The sequence below is a fragment of the Winogradskyella sp. MH6 genome (genome assembly GCF_022810765.1).
Lineage (GTDB): Bacteria > Bacteroidota > Bacteroidia > Flavobacteriales > Flavobacteriaceae > Winogradskyella.
Map to the genome: position 1 here is coordinate 3,025,762 of NZ_CP094494.1, position 15,363 is coordinate 3,041,124.

Consider the following 15,363-nt stretch of genomic DNA (forward strand, 5'->3'; position numbering starts at 1 on the left):
TGGGTTGTTTTCTATATATAAACCAAAAAAATATTAATTACTATGAAAAACGTTTATCTTATCGTATTTGCATTACTCTTGTTTAACTGTTCTAATGACGACGACAACAGTATAGATCCTACACAGTATAATGCCAATCTTACTGTATTACAGAATTTAGAAAATGGTGTTGCTGTCCTGGATATCACTGCTGAAGTTGGAGTAGAAGCCTTACATGGAATAGAATATGGTGGTGGATATATATATTATGTTGATGAAACTGATGGTTCTTTAATGATAGCTGCTGATTACTCTGAGATTGGTACTAAATCTTGGGGAGACCATTTTGATTTAACTAATGGAGAACTTATTGGTGATGGTCAAACTAATACACAGCTTTTAGTAGATGGCAACCTTAACGATAATAGTACTGTACCAAATGGGTTTGAGTTTGGTAGTGATGACTATGTTTTTAAGATTGCTACAGATTTAATGTACAGAGATTATGACGATTGGTTTGTACCAAGTAAAGCATCTGTAGAGGCTATATTTAATAATGTGCATATGCAAGGTATTGGTAACTTTAATGAAAACCTTTTTTACTGGACGTCTACTAAGGTTGGTTATCATCCTTATGTGATGAGTTTTAATCCTAACTTTGGTGGTAGTGCGTTTTTTGGATCTTGTTTTGATAGTAGCGCTGTAATTCTTGTTAGAAGACATCAATAAGTTATTGTTCATAAATTTTGTTATTGAGGCCTGTATGTTATGTACAGGCTTTTTCATTTGGTAATATCTAAGTAATAGAGTGTGGTTGTAAAAATACTATTTTACATAATGTAAATTATAGGACAATTATATATTTTGGATGTTTAGGGGTTGTACTGGGCATCGCTGTTTTATAATGGTCTGTGTTGTTTGCTGTGCTTTCTACCCGAATGTTATCCGTGGTTTATCCGAAGGAATGCCGAATTATATCGGGATTAGACCCGAAGTACATACGGGTGAACCTGTTGTTTGGTGTTTATTTTTAATCGCTTTGTTAGTGATTGAAAATACTCGAACTGACTTGACGGCTTAGATTGTGTTCTATTATTTGAGATTCCTTCGCTGTGCTCGGAATGACATTTGTTTATGTTTTGTTGGTTCTCGATACAAAATGCTTGTCGCATTTTACTCGAACTGACGTGATTTGTGGGTTTTCTTTTATAGACTGTTCTGTTTCTTGTGGTGATGGTTTGTGTTTTTCTTATGTACTTTTTTATTCGTCGATATTCATTGTTTAAGACATCTTGAATTCTTTTTGAGAAATTCTTGTACTTAAATGAGATGCTGAATCAAGTTCAGCATGACAATAATGGCTTCCAAGGCTTCAGCCATTCTTAACGGATTTTGTTTATATATACTGCTGACAGCAGTTTCCGACGGTGTCGGAATTTGGGTTTGATGCGCTGCAGTGGGTGTTGTTGATGGGTTCTCGATACATTTTATTCTCATGCTTCGAATAAAATACTCGAACTGACGTGATGTATGAGTTTTCTTTTATGAGACTGTTTTGTAATGAGATCCTGAAACAAGTTCAGGATGACAGATCATTTGGTTGTTTTGGGTTTGTTTCAATGCCAGTGTGTGTTGTTGAGGGGTTCTTGATACATTTTATTCTCATGCTTCGAATAAAATACTCGAACTGATGTGATGTGTGTGATTTCTTTTATGAGACTGAATACTGAAACAAGTTCAGCACAGGCAAGTTCAGGATGACAGATCGTTTGGTTGTTTTGGGTTTGTTTCAATGCCAGTGTGTGTTGTTGAGGGGTTCTCGATACATTTTATTCTCATGCTTCGAATAAAATACTCGAACTGACGTGATGTGTGGGTTTTCTTTTTATGAGACTGCTTTGTAATTAGATCCTGAAACGAGTTCAGGATGACAGATCGTTTGGTTGTTTTGGGTTTGTTTCAATGCCAGTGTGTGTTGTTGAGGGGTTCTCGATACATTTTATTCTCATGCTTCGAATAAAATACTAGAACTGATGTGATGTGTGGGTTTTCTTTTTTGAGACTGCTTCGTGCCTCGCAGTGACGGTTTGTTATTGTTGTTGGGGTTTTATGAGATGCTGAATCAAGTTCAGCATGACAACATATTATGTTTAGATTATGGCGATGCATTGCATGGCTTTTGGTGTTTTGTAGGCTGTGTGGGTGTTGTTTTGTTCTTTTAGGTATGTGATGCCTAGCCACACTGTGATGGCTGTTGTACCTGGTATGTTGGTACTGTTGGGTATTTGTAGTTGTAGGTTTAGATTTGTTTGGTGTATTTTACATAATATTGGTTGGGTTTGGGTTGTTGTACCGAATGCGTTTTGCTCTGGGTTTACTGCTGTGTACGTGTTGGTGTTTGGTTGCCACTGGTAGGCTGATACTATGCTTAGTGCTGCTGTGAGCTGGTAATGTGTGGCGTTTTTTGGGATTTGTTTAAGGTGGTTTTTGCTACTTTTTGGTATGCTAATGGTTATTGTTGTGCGGTTACTATTGGCTGTTACTTTTGTTTTTGCGCTGTATATGTAGTGCGATGGTATGTTTTTATTGAGTTGAAAGCCGATGAGTGCTGTTGGTGCATTGTGCAGGTTTGCTTGTCTTTGACCGAGGTTACCTCTCCCCTTTTGTATAATTTTGCGGCAGGCTCCTGTTAAACGGCTTGCCATATAGGTGTCTTTGAACTGTTTGGCGGTATTGCCTAAGCCTTGCCTTATAGCTTTTGAGAGTTTTGAGGCTGCTGCAAACTCCTGATTGTTAGATTTTACGTTTGTAAAAGCGGGATCGTTGTTAATGCGTTCTTTTGATGGGCCAGCTGCTTTGCGTACAATGTATTGCCCATTGAGTACGTAATAACACATACCATTTAATGTGCCTGTGAATTTTATAAGCCCTTTTTGTTTAGGCATTGGTTTTGAATTGTTTAACTCTTGTAAGGTAATGAAAAAAGTTAGTAGTTTTATCTCTGATTGTTGATAACAAAAAAATATTACTAAAGATTAATAGAATAAAATGTTTAAATTTGAGTAGGTATTTATGGTATGCCTGCTCGTTCGTGCAAAGATTTTATCAACCATAATTGATAATATAAACTCTCAAGGCTTATTATCCGATAAATGTATACGAACGCACAACTCTTTAGGATAATAATCTTTGAACAACGGATTATATTATGAATACTATTGACTTTTTTAAACTTCAATCAAAAAACTTACACAGAGATTTTAAAACAAGAAAACTAGTCTATAACAACGAATTTGGTGGATTATCGTATGAATATGAACCAAAGCATTTCGATATCGAATTAGTTATTTTCGATTTCAATCTTGATAAAGAGAATTTTACTCTAATGAAAGCTCAACATGTTATAGCTAAAATGGCTGGATTTGAAAAGTGGACTGCCTTAATTAAGGCGTCAGAACCTGATCTTAAAATTGCAAAACTTCTTTACGAAAATCAACATAAAGTTGACGAGTTAATTTGGTTGTTTTACTTAGCGGAAGTTGAAGAAATGAATCAAACTAAATTTGACTCAGAGACCAAATTAGCAATTTGTGAAGACGCTTTTGAAAGAAAAGTTTTTGATGATAGTGTTTTATTTGATTGTTATCTTTTAGACAAAAAATAGAGAATGAAGTGTACTCTAGGCATGAGTTTTAGTTAAAACTAATGCTTTATAAATATTAACAAATAATAAGTTAATACATAATATATTATTGAGTTATTCTTCCCAAATTATGCTTAAACAGTGTTTGTCATGCATTAAACAATGTTCTTTAAATGGCAAATTTGCTTGATTGTCATATTTAATATCAAACCAATCCATAGCATAAACTGGTTCTGTTCTTGAAACTTTCCTTCCTAAATTAAAATATTCACCAGCAACTGTATCTTCTGATAATCTATCCTTGCCATGTTTTAGCCATTTGAAACGAAAATCCTCAGAAGACCAAAACCATTTAATATTATTATCATAGGAATAAACAACCATTATTGGATGATTTCCTATTGCACAAAACCTTAAAGCAGTAGCAGATTTGCTTGTGCCATATTTTTTTGATAATTCATCAATAATTCTAAACTCAAACTTTTTTCTAAAACAATATTTTCTAAAACCATTCTCTGGCATTAGAAGGCATGACGCAAAATAATCTGCTTGACGCTCTGCCCTATTTCTGCTTTTAAATCCAGTATAAGAGCAATGACTTGGAGATAGCCCATTTAGTAAGGCATTTCTGTGGTCATCAATAAAATAATGTCCTAATTCGTGACCAAAAGTGAATCTTGATCTTTCAGAATACGCATGCTTAAGTCTAGTCAGATTCATAAAAATGTGAAATTCATTATTTTCACATTCAAGTAATCCATCAAATGAATCATCATAATCGCCAAAACTATATGATATAGCGTTTCTTTCAGCGATAAAAATTGGGTCTATTTGACCATTTGGAAAATAATATTCAGAAATCCCACTCGCTAATTCGTTAATTTCAATTACATCGTTTCTCGATAAAAAATCATTTCTTTCTAGCATCCTTTTTATCCTTTTTCATTTGCTCAATAGTCTTTTTAGTAATCTCCTTACCTTCTCTTGCCGCCATTGCAAGATTAGAAACAGCCTTATTGCTTGGTAAGTTTAATCTGACTACTTTTTTAGAATTGTTATTGTTACAAATGATATCAGATAAATCAGGCCACTTTTTTGGCTCTTCATAACTTTCTTCAAACTTTTCTTCGAATGAATTAACTTCTTCTTCAGTTTCAGGAAAACCGTAACCATATTTCCTTAAAAGTTCACCTATTTTCTTCTCGCCTGATGCCATATCTCTATTTATTGACTGCTTTACTTTGTATTATTTTTTTTAAATCCCTTTTAGCCCTCGAAATAGTTTGTCTAATATTTTGCCAAGTTGTTTCAAACATTCTCTCTAATAATCTAATATTTTGACTATTCATGTTTTTGTCATCTTCGTATAACAAAAAGTACATTCTTATTATATCTTGTTTCTTAGCAGAAAATTGTGCTAAACATTCATCTATTAGATTTCTTCTTTTTACTAATTCCTCATTAAGAAAATCAAATTCATCATCTAATAATGACCACTTCCATTCATTATCGTTATCATCAATCAAATTTTCTTCATTTTCTCTAGAGTCTTCACTTTTACGTAACTCTTCAAAAAATTTAAATTTAGCAACTACTGATAAATATGATTTATACCCTCCTTTTTGGGTTTGGTGTATTGTTGGATCAAATTCCCAGTCAAGAGGATTATTCCACACATGCATAAAAACATTAGACATAACAATTAATGCAGTTTCTTCTTTGTTTAAATTAAAATGAATTTTCTTAAGTATTACATTATAAACAAATCCTTTAAATGCTTCATATAAATAGGCCATAGAAGCTTGAGCATCTTTATTGTTTTGTTCTTTTTCAGAAATAAATAATAAGTGAGTTTCTATGTCCATACTTCATTCAATATTATATGTAAAAAGTGTGACTTTTTAAGTTTGTCACACTTCAGACATATGATATTGTAGATAAATTATAATTGTTAATGATATTAGTATAATTCAATGACAATTTAACAAAATAAATTAACATGGCAAGAAACAAACCTGTTGGTGACAACGCGAGAAAAGGTGCAATAAAAAAGCGTTCACAAATATTAAACCCAAAAACAAATCATTTTGTAAAACGGGATACCGAAACTGGTAGATTCATGGATGTAAAAACTACCGGAGGAAAATTTAAAGGAGTTAGAAAAGAAAAATAAGCTCATAGTTCCTCGGGCTTTATGTGAGGAAAATTTTAATAATTAAAATATTTGAATAATGTATATAAACAAATTTTCAAAAGATGAAGTTAGTATTTGCGAGCAAGATTTATGCTTTACAGCAAAAGGCGAACAGGCAAAAATAATAGGAACAGTTGTAACTGTTGCTTTTGCCCTATTTGCATTGTCAGCGTTATTAAAATCATAATTAAAATGTCCTTAGCAAGACATTAAACTGCTTTTAAAAAAAAGCAATATGGAAGAAAAATTTAGACAGAAACAAGTTCAGCTTGATGCAGATAGTAGCACAGGTAAAATTAAAATTGAGAAGCTTTGTTCTCTAATCGAAAATCATCCTTATAAAGAGGATGTCTACAAAATGTTTGATATAGATGGTATTCGGAATGAGTATATTTCTATAGATTTCGTTGACTTAATTTACAAAAAAGTTAATCACTATATAACTAAGTATCGTCGCTATAAAATAATAGCACAAACTAAAGATATTGATGTTTATGAAGAAGTAATTTCTGGAAGTAGCGACACTAATATTGTTTTTAATTTTGAAGAGTATGTAGAGATTGATGAAATTAAAGTAAACTTAAAAACAATAGCCTTATATGATTCTAAGAATACATTTTTAGATGAATATGCAATGACAAAATATGCTAACAATTTATTTAAAATTGGGCAAGCATCTCTTGCCAACTATAATGTACAGTACTTTAAAGAGATGGCAAAGAATACTGACGGTTATAATAAAGAGAAAAGCTACCGTTTAGTTGAACATGAAAATGTAAATTATCTACGTGGTATAACTTCTACACGTTACTATGAATATGGGATTGATTTCACTTTTGTTGTAGGTATGTTAAGCCTTCATAAAAATATGAAAGCTAATCATGGTATAGAGTATAAAATAAAAAATGTAGCAATCAGTGAATCAAAATTAGAGATGATTGTCTCAGAAAAGCATATAAAAGATGCAGGTAAATTTGGATATGTATCAACAGCAGTTAAAATTACTACAAATGATTTAGGTACTGGTTCTTTAAACTTTGTAAATGTTATTAATGTAATGCAAAAAGATTCAACAGGATTTTACTTGATACCAAAAAAAAATTCAATTGTTGAGAATAGTTCGTTAGTGATTAATCACAATACCAAGCCGGAAAATGTTTTTACTGCTTTAAAAGATTTAGATGGTATTCTTAACACGGCTGATAGTTTTATAGAAGAACTTAATGCTGTTAAAACAATTAAAACTCCAGATGAACTCAGAGTTAAAATTCTAGCTAAAATACAGTCACCTCGCAGTAGCTTTAAATCTATTAAAAAGCTTTCAGATATTTTCGGTAGAAAAATTGATAACGAAGTTAGTAACTTTAAAAAGCTTTTAGAAATGTGTAACAAAGCAGAAGAACTGAATATAGAATATGATTTAAAAGATAAATTACGCTATATTATTTCAGATATTATTCTTTACGGCAAGCACAGAGATAATTAACATAAAAGAAAGACTATGAAAAAAAAAATACAATAAATATGGAAATACCAGATGAATACAAAGGCAAATACTTTTATCATTTTACTCACATTGAAAATCTAGAATCTATTTTAGAAAATGGTTTTTTAAGTACAAATCAAAAAGAGGCTTTAAAGTTAAATCATATTAATGTGGCCTCTGAGAATATCCAGACTAGGCGTAGCTCTATGGACGTGACATGCGCACCAAATGGAAAAGTCCACGACTATGTTCCCTTTTATTTGTCCTCAACTAATCCTATGGTTTTAGCTGTTGTAAATGGAAAGAATGTAGATCAAATAGATTTAATTTTCTTTGCTATTCCAATTAAAAAATTAACTGAAGAATCAGTTGTATATACGAATGCATCAGCTAATACAATTATTCCGCCAGATTTTTTCAACAACCCAAAAGACCTAGACCAGCTGAATTGGGAAGCAATCGATTCTAGAAAATGGAGCAATAAAGATGATGATTGGAAGCATGAAAGGATGGCTGAAGTTTTAGTAAATGGTTCAGTCCCTATTGATTGGATTGAGAAAGTAATTGTATGGAACAAATATAGAAAAGATAGAGTAATCAAAACTTTTGAAAATTATGGATTAAATGCACCTGAGATTAAATACTCATTAAATGGTAGACATTTTTATTATACAAAATTTGCAATTGGAAGAGAGAATGAAACTCTTGTTACTGGTCCTAAACATTTGAAAAGTTTATTGATTGATGTTATTAAGAAAATTAAATCTAATAGAGAGACTAATCATGAATACTCATATGATAGTCTAAAGGATTTACTATTTGCCATCAAGGAAGATTTTTGTGTTATTCCTGAACTAAAAGGAATATATGAACTAGAAACTATTAATGATGTTCATGAAAATAATGTCAGTGATCATACATTGAAGGTTGTTAAAAACCTCAAAAAAAATCAATACTATAAAGATTTAAATAAAAGGCGAAAAAAGATAGTCAAGTTAGCTGCATATTTGCATGACATAGGCAAAGGTCCCAAGAAGAAATGGAGAGATGGTAAACAACCAGCATATCCCGATCATCCTGTTGACTCATTATTAATGTTACAACGAATATTATCTGAGGATATAAAGGATATTAAAAATTCAGAGATTAAAATAATATGTAAATTAGTTGGCTATCATGATTTGTTAGGTGATATTGTAGGTAAAGGAAGAAGCAAAAGTCAATTATTTAGTATTATAGAAAATGAAAAAGAGCTAATGATGCTTATTGCTCTTTCAATGGCAGATGTTCAAGCAATTAATACATTTTGGTATAATGACTTAAAACATGCTATACCAGATATAATTAAAGAGGTTAAAGAAAATTTAGCGTGATAAAATTTGTAAAAGGAAATTTTTTTGATTTTGATGCAGACATAATGATAAACACCGTTAACTGCGTTGGTGTAATGGGTGCTGGTGCTGCTTTACAATTCAAAACTAAATTTCCTAAAATGTTTAAAGATTATGCTTTAGCTTGTAGTAAAGGTGAAGTAAAAATAGGGAAAGGACATATTTGGAAAGAAGATAATATGTTCAAGTCTTTGACTATTATTAATTTTCCAACAAAAGACCATTGGAAGAATCCATCTGAATATATATTTATAGAAAAGGGTTTAACCTGGTTAAAAGAAATTCTTCAGTCATATAATAATTTGACTGTTACTGTTCCTGCATTAGGTTGTGGACATGGCGGATTAGATTGGTCCATTGTTAAAGAATTGATTAAAAAAGAACTGAGTGATTCTAATAATACAATTTTAGTTTTTGAACCAAAAAGTTCAACTAAAATTAATTTATCAAAAGAAATTAATGACCTTTTAATTAAAAATAATATTAATAGAATTTCGCCAAATGATAATATCTATCCTAAAAAAATTAAAGGCCGATCGTCAAAAGAAATATACTTTAAAGGAAATACAGAATTATTATTAAAGAAAAATATAGCAATTGTAGTAACATCGAAACCAGAAGAAAGAGAGAAAAAGGCACTAGAACTTTTTATTGATGCTTTGCCCAACAATGACTTTGTCTTTTTGATGGGCTTTAGCAATAGTTATGAAATAGATATAGTGAAAAAAATACTTGATAGAGGATTTAAAACTATTCTTGTGCTACCCTTTGGAATATTAAATCTGAAAGTACGTAAAGATTTAAAAGAAAGTTGGAGTTTTAAAAATATATTAGTTGCCTCAATTACAAATCCTAACGATAGTTGGAAGAGCTATGAAAGTATCAATGCTCTCAAATTTCGAATAAAAATATCTGACATTATTTTAATTAACAGTTTGAATTTTGATAAACTGAAGATGTTTAATAATGAGCTTGAATCAAATGATAGTAAAAAATTCTTTTTGAATTATTGGAATAATAACATAGATTTTTATAAGAATATTTCTGCAGAAAAAATCGGAATCAATCCTAAAACCAATAAACCTAACACGACTAAAGTTCTTGAAGCCTTAAAATAATTTAAACGTTAATAGCTATTCTACACTAAATTAAACTACACTACTCTCTTATCGTTGTTTCGTGTAAAGAGTGTTGATAAACGATGAATTATCCCTAAGCTCTTCAATCACTTGTGCATCTACCCAGAAGATGTCTACGTTTTCGTAATTGTCTGAGCCCATGTTTCGGGAAAAGAATAGGTATTTGCCATCTGGTGTGACGCTTGCTGAGGCTTCCCATGCTTTGGTATTTATCTTATCTCCCAGATTGATGGCGTTTCCCCAAGTGCCATCTGGCTGTTTGAAGCTGATGTAGATGTCTGAGCTGCCGTTGCCTTCTTCCCTTACGGCATCCCATAAGAGGTAGGACTCGTTTGGTGCTATAAAGGGATGGTTAAAGTTTTTGATGCCTGTGTTGATGGCGGCGCTTAGTGCTTTGGGTGTTTGGTGCTTGCCGTCTACTTGCTCTGCATAGCGTATGGGGAATTTGGGTTGGTCTTTGTGGTAGGTATCAAAATAATAGTTACCGTTGGCTGCGGATGAGAGGCGCATAATGCGTTGGTTGCTAAATGGGGCTTTGAGCTGTTTGACTTGCGACCATCCGTTTGGGGTGCGTTCTCTGTATTTGTTGCCGAGATGCATGGTTTTGCCGTTTGGTGAAATGACGGGTTGCCCTATGTAATTGGATACGATTTCTTGTTGCCATTGGTTGTTTTTGTATATGTACCTTAGCATTTTGGCGTCTTTGTGGGTTCCTCCTTGTTTGATATAGTAGAACTCTTGCATGTTGGGTGTAAAGACTCCGCTGTATTCGTAATGTTCTGTTGATACCATGCCTGGTGCAAAGGGTATTGGTGTGTTGCCTGGTGGTTGCTGGCCCAGGTAGGGTTGGGCTATGGTTGTTGTGTTTTTGGTGTTGGTGGTACAGGCTGTTATGGTTAGGGCTAGGGTTAGTAGTGTTGTTTTCATGGGTTTGGTTTTTTGGTTCTTGATACGTTTTTAATTGCTTTGGTGGTGATTGAAAATGCTTGGATTGACGTGGTTTGTTTGTTTTTTTTGAGATTCCTTCGCTATGCTCGGAATGACAATGGTAAGGTCATTGCGAGTGAGGTACGAGCGAAGCAATCTAAGCGTTGGGTATGTTACCTTTTATGAGACTGCTTCGTTCCTCGCAGTGACAGTTGGGGTTTTGTTTTTTTCTTTTATAGACTGTTCTGTTTCTTGTGTGTTGGTTTGTGTTTTTATTTTTCTACGTTCATTTTTATTCGTCGATATTCATTGTTTAAGACATCTTGAATTCTTCTTGAGAAATTCTTGTACTTAAATGAGATGCTGAATCAAGTTCAGCATGACAATAATGGCTTCCAAGGCTTCAGCCATTCTTAACGGATTTTGTTTATTATACTGCTGACAGCAGGTTCCGACTGTGTCGGAATTGGGTTTGACGGTCTTTGTGTGTTTTGTTTATGTTCGTTCTCGATACATTTTATTCTCATGCTTCGAATAAAACACTCGAACTGACGTAATGTATGTGTTGTTTTTATGAGACTGCTTCGTTTCTTGCAGTGACGGTTTGGGTTTTGTTTTGTTGCTTTGATGAGATCCTGAAACGAGTTCAGGATGACAGATCGTTTGGTTATTTTTTTTGGATTATGGTTATTGATATACATGTTTTTCTTACGTTCATTTTTATTCGTCGATATTCATTGTTTAAGACATCTTGAGTTCTTCTTGAGAAATTCTTGTACTTAAATGAGATGCTGAATCAAGTTCAGCATGACAATAATGGCTTCCAAGGTTTCAGCCATTCTTAACGGATTTTGTTTATATATACTGCTGACAGCGGGTTCCGACTGTGTCGGAATTTGGGTTTGACGGTCTTTGTGTGTTTTGTTTATGTTGGTTCTCGATACAAAATGCTTTCAGCATTTTACTCGAACTGACGTAATGCATGTGTGCTTTTTATGAGACTGCTTCGTTCCTCGCAGTGACGGTTTACTTTTGTTTTGTTGCTTTGATGAGATCCTGAAACGAGTTCAGGATGACAAATCGTTTGGTTGTTTTTTCTGGGTTATGGTTCTCGATACGTTTTATTCTCATGCTTCGAATAAAACACTCGAACTGACGTGGTTTGTGTGTTTTCTTTTTGAGACTGCTTCGTTCCTCGCAGTGACGGTTGGGGTTTTGTTTTATTTTCTGTTTTGAGATTCCTTCGCTATGCTCGGAATGACATTTGTTTTTGTTTGGTGTTTAGTGCCAGGCTTATGAGTAATAGGGTGCTGGCGATGCCGAAACCTAGTATGCCTATGTTGATGCCTAGCAGGGTTTTTTCTGAGCCGTCGAGGTATTTCATTGATCCTCCGTACAGGTGTTTTATGGTGTATGCCAGTAAGAATCCGCCTGTGACCATGATGCTTAGGATGGCGCTTGTTTTAAGTTGTTTTTTGACCCAAACCAGGTACAGGCATAGCATGCCTATTGCTGTGTTGGTGATGAGTTGCCATACTTCGTGAATTTTGGCGTGTGGTGTCCAGTCTGGATTGAAGACATGGGTTTGGTTGATTTCGAGTATTGGTACTGCCACTGCATAGAGCATTACGGCAAAAGTGATGCTGTATTGTTGTATTTGCTTAGTCATTTTTTAGTGCTTTTAGTTTTGCCTGTGCATTGTTGCACCAGTGGCAATTGTCTTCTTGTCCGAGTTGTAGTGCCTTGGTAAATGCTGTGATGGCATTTTGGTTTTGGTTGTACTTAAGGTAGGCTTCGCCAAGGGAATCCCAAAGGTTACCATCGTTAGGGAATAGTTGTGTGTTTAGTTTTAAGAGTTCTAAGCCCCAAGCTGCGGTGGTTTCTTTATCCATGCGCTTATACCCTATTCTATTTAAGACTGCTTTGTCGCTGAATGCTGTGCCGAGGTTGCTTTCTAAAAATGCTGGCAGTTGCTGGCTGTCTTCGGGTTTGTTATGGTTGATGAAGTCATAGACCAGCTGGTAAGTGAGTTTAGTGATTGGCTTTGGTGTATAGTCTTTATCGGATACCATTTTGGCTATGTACCATGCTGCGTTTTCAGAATCTTGGTTTAGCCTTGTGTTAGACAGGACAATGATGACCATATCTTCTTCTACAAATCTTAGGATATTGGCAAAATAGATGCCGTTGCTACCGTTGTGGGTTACGATTTTGGTGTTATTACTGCTTGTGAAAATTGCCCAGCCATAACCATAATGGGATTGTGCTTGTTGGTCTTCGGCTACGTGTGCTGTTTCTATTTGCTTTAGGGATTCGGCTGTTAAGACTTCATTGTTTTTAAGTGCCTGATGCCATCTGAATAAATCTTGTGTTGTAGCGTGTATATCGCCTTTGCCGATGCTAAACCAGTGGTTGTTGGTGTCTGGCAATTGTTGTTGTGTGGTTCCCCAATCTCTCCATTCGCCATCGGTATAGTTAAAATAATAACCATGTGCCAGTTGCTCGGTACTAAAGTTGATGCTTTTGTAGCCTGTGTGGTTCATGTTGAGTGGTTTGAAAAACTGCTCTTCTAAAAAGGTGCCATAGACTTGGTTGGAGACCTTCTCGATTATGGCTGCCAGTAGTATGTAGTTGGCATTGGCGTATCTGTGATTTTCGCCAGGTTTGGTTAGTAAGTCGGCCGTAAAACATAGGTCTAAAAACTCTTGTTTGCTGGCTTCATCGTATCTAAAGCCACCTGTTGCAGGCGAAATACCTGAGGTATGGGTGAGCAGTTGATGGATGGTAATGTCTTTTTTGTCTTTTGGTACGTTGCTAAAGAACTGTGTTAACTTATCTGATACTTTGAGTTTGCCTTGTTCTACCAGTTTCATGATGGCTGCTGCGGTAAACTGTTTGGTTACCGACCCTATATTGAAGACGGTTGCCGGGCTGTTTGGGATTTTGTATTCTCTATTTGCCCAACCGTAGCCTTTGGATAGGATGATTTTATCGTTTTTAGCCACCAATACTGAGGCTGCGTATCCGTTTGCAGCACTGTTTGTTAGGTAGGTGTCTATTCTGTCACTTAGGGCGTTAGTGTCTGGCGTTACTTGTTGTGCTGCTACCAGATTTAATCCAAGTAGCAGCAACAAGCTGAGTATAATTGATTGGTTTTTCATGATTGTTAGTTATTACCTAGTGATAAAAGTTACAACAAAAGTTGATTATAGTACGGTTTCAACTTTAGCATTCCATACTCCTGTTTTGGCAGTTTCTTTTACGAAGTCTGAAAAATCGGTTGGTTTTCTGCCCAATACCAATTCAATATCGTTTGTAATTTCTGAATTGTTTGGGTTGCCCAAAACTTCGGTAAACAGATATTCTATTAACCATACAAAGTCTGTTGGTACACCGTGTTGCTTTAGCATGTGCGTGTATGCTGATATGGCAATAGGTATAAATGCGATGTCTCTATGGGTAGCCTGAGCAATTTCTTCAACGGCCTCTTTAAAGGTTAGAGTTCTGGCACCTGTAAGCTGGTACATTTTTCCGTTGTGCTTGTCGTGCAAAAGTGCTTCTACTGCTACATCTGCAATATCGCCAGTATCTACAAAAGGGATTTTGGCCTCTGCTTGTGGTAAGGCTACAAAACCTTCGAGAATAGGGTCTATTAAAAAGCTTTCGCTAAAATTCTGATTGAACCAACTGGCTCTAACAATGGTGTAATCTAATCCTGAATGTATAACGACCTGCTCACAAAGTTCTGCTTCTCTTTCACCCTTACCAGATAAGAGTACGAGCTTCTTTACCTTACAGTTTTTGGCTTTTTTGACTAAGGTTTCAATAGCTTCTAATGCGCCAGGCACTGCCAAGTCTGGTTGAAAGGTAATATAGACCTTGTCTATGTTTTGCATAGCGTCTTCCCAAGTGTCTGGATTATCCCAACCGAAGGCTGGAGTTGCTGATCTTGACCCTACCCTTACGTTATGTCCTAAGGTGTTTAGTTTGTTTACAATTTTGCGACCTGTTTTACCAGTTCCGCCAATGACTAAGATGTTTTGTTTGTTTTCCATGATTGTTATGTTTTGATTATTGTTCGTTTTTTGATTGATGAATTATAAATTGTTTTTAGCGATTTGCATTGCGCTAATGACGAGTAGCACAAAGGCTATTGTTGCTGTTACTGTTCTGATGGCATGGAATTGATTCCATTTGGTTTCAAAAGTTGCTCTTAAGTTTTGTAAGTCCTCTGTACTAGCTGTCGCTATATTGGTTTTGTCCAACAGTTCGTTTAAGGGTACATTTCCGAAGATGGTGACCAATAATACTCCGACAGTATATACTATTGCTGCTGCTATTAATAATCCCTTTATGTTTGATGGCGCATTTCTAAAGACGTATATATTGATGATGCTTAAGAAGAATGGTCCAAAGAATACTATAAAGAAGGTTGGATTGATAATGGTTCTGTTTATTTGCTGAAAGGCACTCAAGTAACCGATGTTATCTAATCGTCCTAATCCTGTAGTAACGGCATTAGACCATGTAAAGCATAAACCTGCTGATAATCCGGTTAGTACTATGAGTACTGTAATTGCTGTGTTTTCTAAGGAGACATTCAT

The 15,363-nt window shown here is 34.6% G+C and carries 16 protein-coding genes; 7 read left to right on the plus strand and 9 right to left on the minus strand.

Going from position 1 to position 15,363, the window contains the following annotated elements; genetic code table 11:
- Nucleotides 1–42 precede the first annotated feature (42 nt).
- The gene (locus MST30_RS13500) at nucleotides 43–708 is read left to right on the plus strand and encodes a hypothetical protein (protein WP_243471932.1); all 666 of its coding nucleotides are present in this window, start codon (nucleotides 43–45) and stop codon (nucleotides 706–708) included.
- A gap of 1,421 nt (nucleotides 709–2,129) precedes the next feature.
- Here MST30_RS13500 and MST30_RS13505 read toward each other — a convergent pair.
- Entirely contained in the window at nucleotides 2,130–2,924 is a 795-nt protein-coding gene (locus MST30_RS13505) for a hypothetical protein (RefSeq protein WP_243471933.1), read from the minus strand.
- Nucleotides 2,925–3,187: 263 nt separating this feature from the next.
- On the opposite strand from MST30_RS13505, the gene MST30_RS13510 reads away from it, so the two are divergent.
- Entirely contained in the window at nucleotides 3,188–3,643 is a 456-nt protein-coding gene (locus tag MST30_RS13510; RefSeq protein WP_243471934.1) for a hypothetical protein, read from the plus strand.
- Between the two features lie 93 nt (nucleotides 3,644–3,736).
- Here MST30_RS13510 and MST30_RS13515 read toward each other — a convergent pair whose 3' ends face one another.
- The 3 genes from MST30_RS13515 to MST30_RS13525 are packed head-to-tail and all read right to left on the minus strand — an operon-like array spanning nucleotide 3,737 to nucleotide 5,487.
- Nucleotides 3,737–4,549 (minus strand): ImmA/IrrE family metallo-endopeptidase, encoded by an 813-nt coding sequence (locus MST30_RS13515; protein ID WP_243471935.1) that lies wholly within the window; start codon nucleotides 4,547–4,549, stop codon nucleotides 3,737–3,739.
- Complete coding sequence (locus MST30_RS13520; RefSeq protein WP_243471936.1) at nucleotides 4,533–4,838, minus strand: hypothetical protein; 306 nt, start codon at nucleotides 4,836–4,838, stop codon at nucleotides 4,533–4,535. Before MST30_RS13520 ends, MST30_RS13515 begins: the two co-directional genes overlap by 17 nt.
- Before the next feature lie 4 nt (nucleotides 4,839–4,842).
- Entirely contained in the window at nucleotides 4,843–5,487 is a 645-nt protein-coding gene (locus tag MST30_RS13525) for a sigma-70 RNA polymerase sigma factor region 4 domain-containing protein (protein ID WP_243471937.1), read from the minus strand.
- 134 nt (nucleotides 5,488–5,621) lie between these two features.
- On the opposite strand from MST30_RS13525, the gene MST30_RS13530 reads away from it, so the two are divergent.
- The 5 genes from MST30_RS13530 to MST30_RS13550 are packed head-to-tail and all read left to right on the plus strand — an operon-like array spanning nucleotide 5,622 to nucleotide 9,811.
- Nucleotides 5,622–5,795 carry a hypothetical protein gene (locus MST30_RS13530; protein WP_243471938.1) on the plus strand — a complete coding sequence of 58 codons (174 nt, stop codon included), beginning with the start codon at nucleotides 5,622–5,624 and terminating at the stop codon, nucleotides 5,793–5,795.
- A gap of 58 nt (nucleotides 5,796–5,853) precedes the next feature.
- Nucleotides 5,854–6,003 (plus strand): hypothetical protein, encoded by a 150-nt coding sequence (locus MST30_RS13535; RefSeq protein ID WP_243471939.1) that lies wholly within the window; start codon nucleotides 5,854–5,856, stop codon nucleotides 6,001–6,003.
- Between the two features lie 48 nt (nucleotides 6,004–6,051).
- The gene (locus MST30_RS13540; RefSeq protein ID WP_243471940.1) at nucleotides 6,052–7,302 is read left to right on the plus strand and encodes a hypothetical protein; all 1,251 of its coding nucleotides are present in this window, start codon (nucleotides 6,052–6,054) and stop codon (nucleotides 7,300–7,302) included.
- Between the two features lie 38 nt (nucleotides 7,303–7,340).
- Nucleotides 7,341–8,675, plus strand: a complete 1,335-nt coding sequence (locus MST30_RS13545) for a DarT ssDNA thymidine ADP-ribosyltransferase family protein (protein WP_243471941.1) — start codon at nucleotides 7,341–7,343, stop codon at nucleotides 8,673–8,675.
- A complete protein-coding gene (locus tag MST30_RS13550; RefSeq protein ID WP_243471942.1) occupies nucleotides 8,672–9,811 on the plus strand; it encodes a macro domain-containing protein in 1,140 nt (379 codons plus the stop codon). Before MST30_RS13545 ends, MST30_RS13550 begins: the two co-directional genes overlap by 4 nt.
- 48 nt (nucleotides 9,812–9,859) lie before the next feature.
- Here the strand turns inward: MST30_RS13550 and MST30_RS13555 are convergent, their stop codons facing one another.
- The 5 genes from MST30_RS13555 to MST30_RS13575 all read right to left on the minus strand — a co-directional run bounded on the left by MST30_RS13555 (nucleotide 9,860) and on the right by MST30_RS13575 (nucleotide 15,363).
- Nucleotides 9,860–10,759, minus strand: a complete 900-nt coding sequence (locus MST30_RS13555) for a TolB-like translocation protein (RefSeq protein WP_243471943.1) — start codon at nucleotides 10,757–10,759, stop codon at nucleotides 9,860–9,862.
- Between the two features lie 1,246 nt (nucleotides 10,760–12,005).
- On the minus strand, nucleotides 12,006–12,428 hold the full coding sequence (locus MST30_RS13560; RefSeq protein ID WP_243471944.1) for a hypothetical protein: 423 nt from the start codon (nucleotides 12,426–12,428) through the stop codon (nucleotides 12,006–12,008).
- A complete protein-coding gene (locus MST30_RS13565) occupies nucleotides 12,421–13,920 on the minus strand; it encodes a serine hydrolase domain-containing protein (RefSeq protein WP_243471945.1) in 1,500 nt (499 codons plus the stop codon). The genes MST30_RS13560 and MST30_RS13565 overlap by 8 nt, the downstream gene beginning before the upstream one ends.
- 45 nt (nucleotides 13,921–13,965) lie before the next feature.
- A complete protein-coding gene (locus MST30_RS13570; protein ID WP_243471946.1) occupies nucleotides 13,966–14,814 on the minus strand; it encodes an NAD(P)H-binding protein in 849 nt (282 codons plus the stop codon).
- Between the two features lie 42 nt (nucleotides 14,815–14,856).
- Nucleotides 14,857–15,363: an anthrone oxygenase family protein gene (locus MST30_RS13575; RefSeq protein WP_243471947.1), complete on the minus strand. Its 507-nt coding sequence runs from the start codon at nucleotides 15,361–15,363 to the stop codon at nucleotides 14,857–14,859.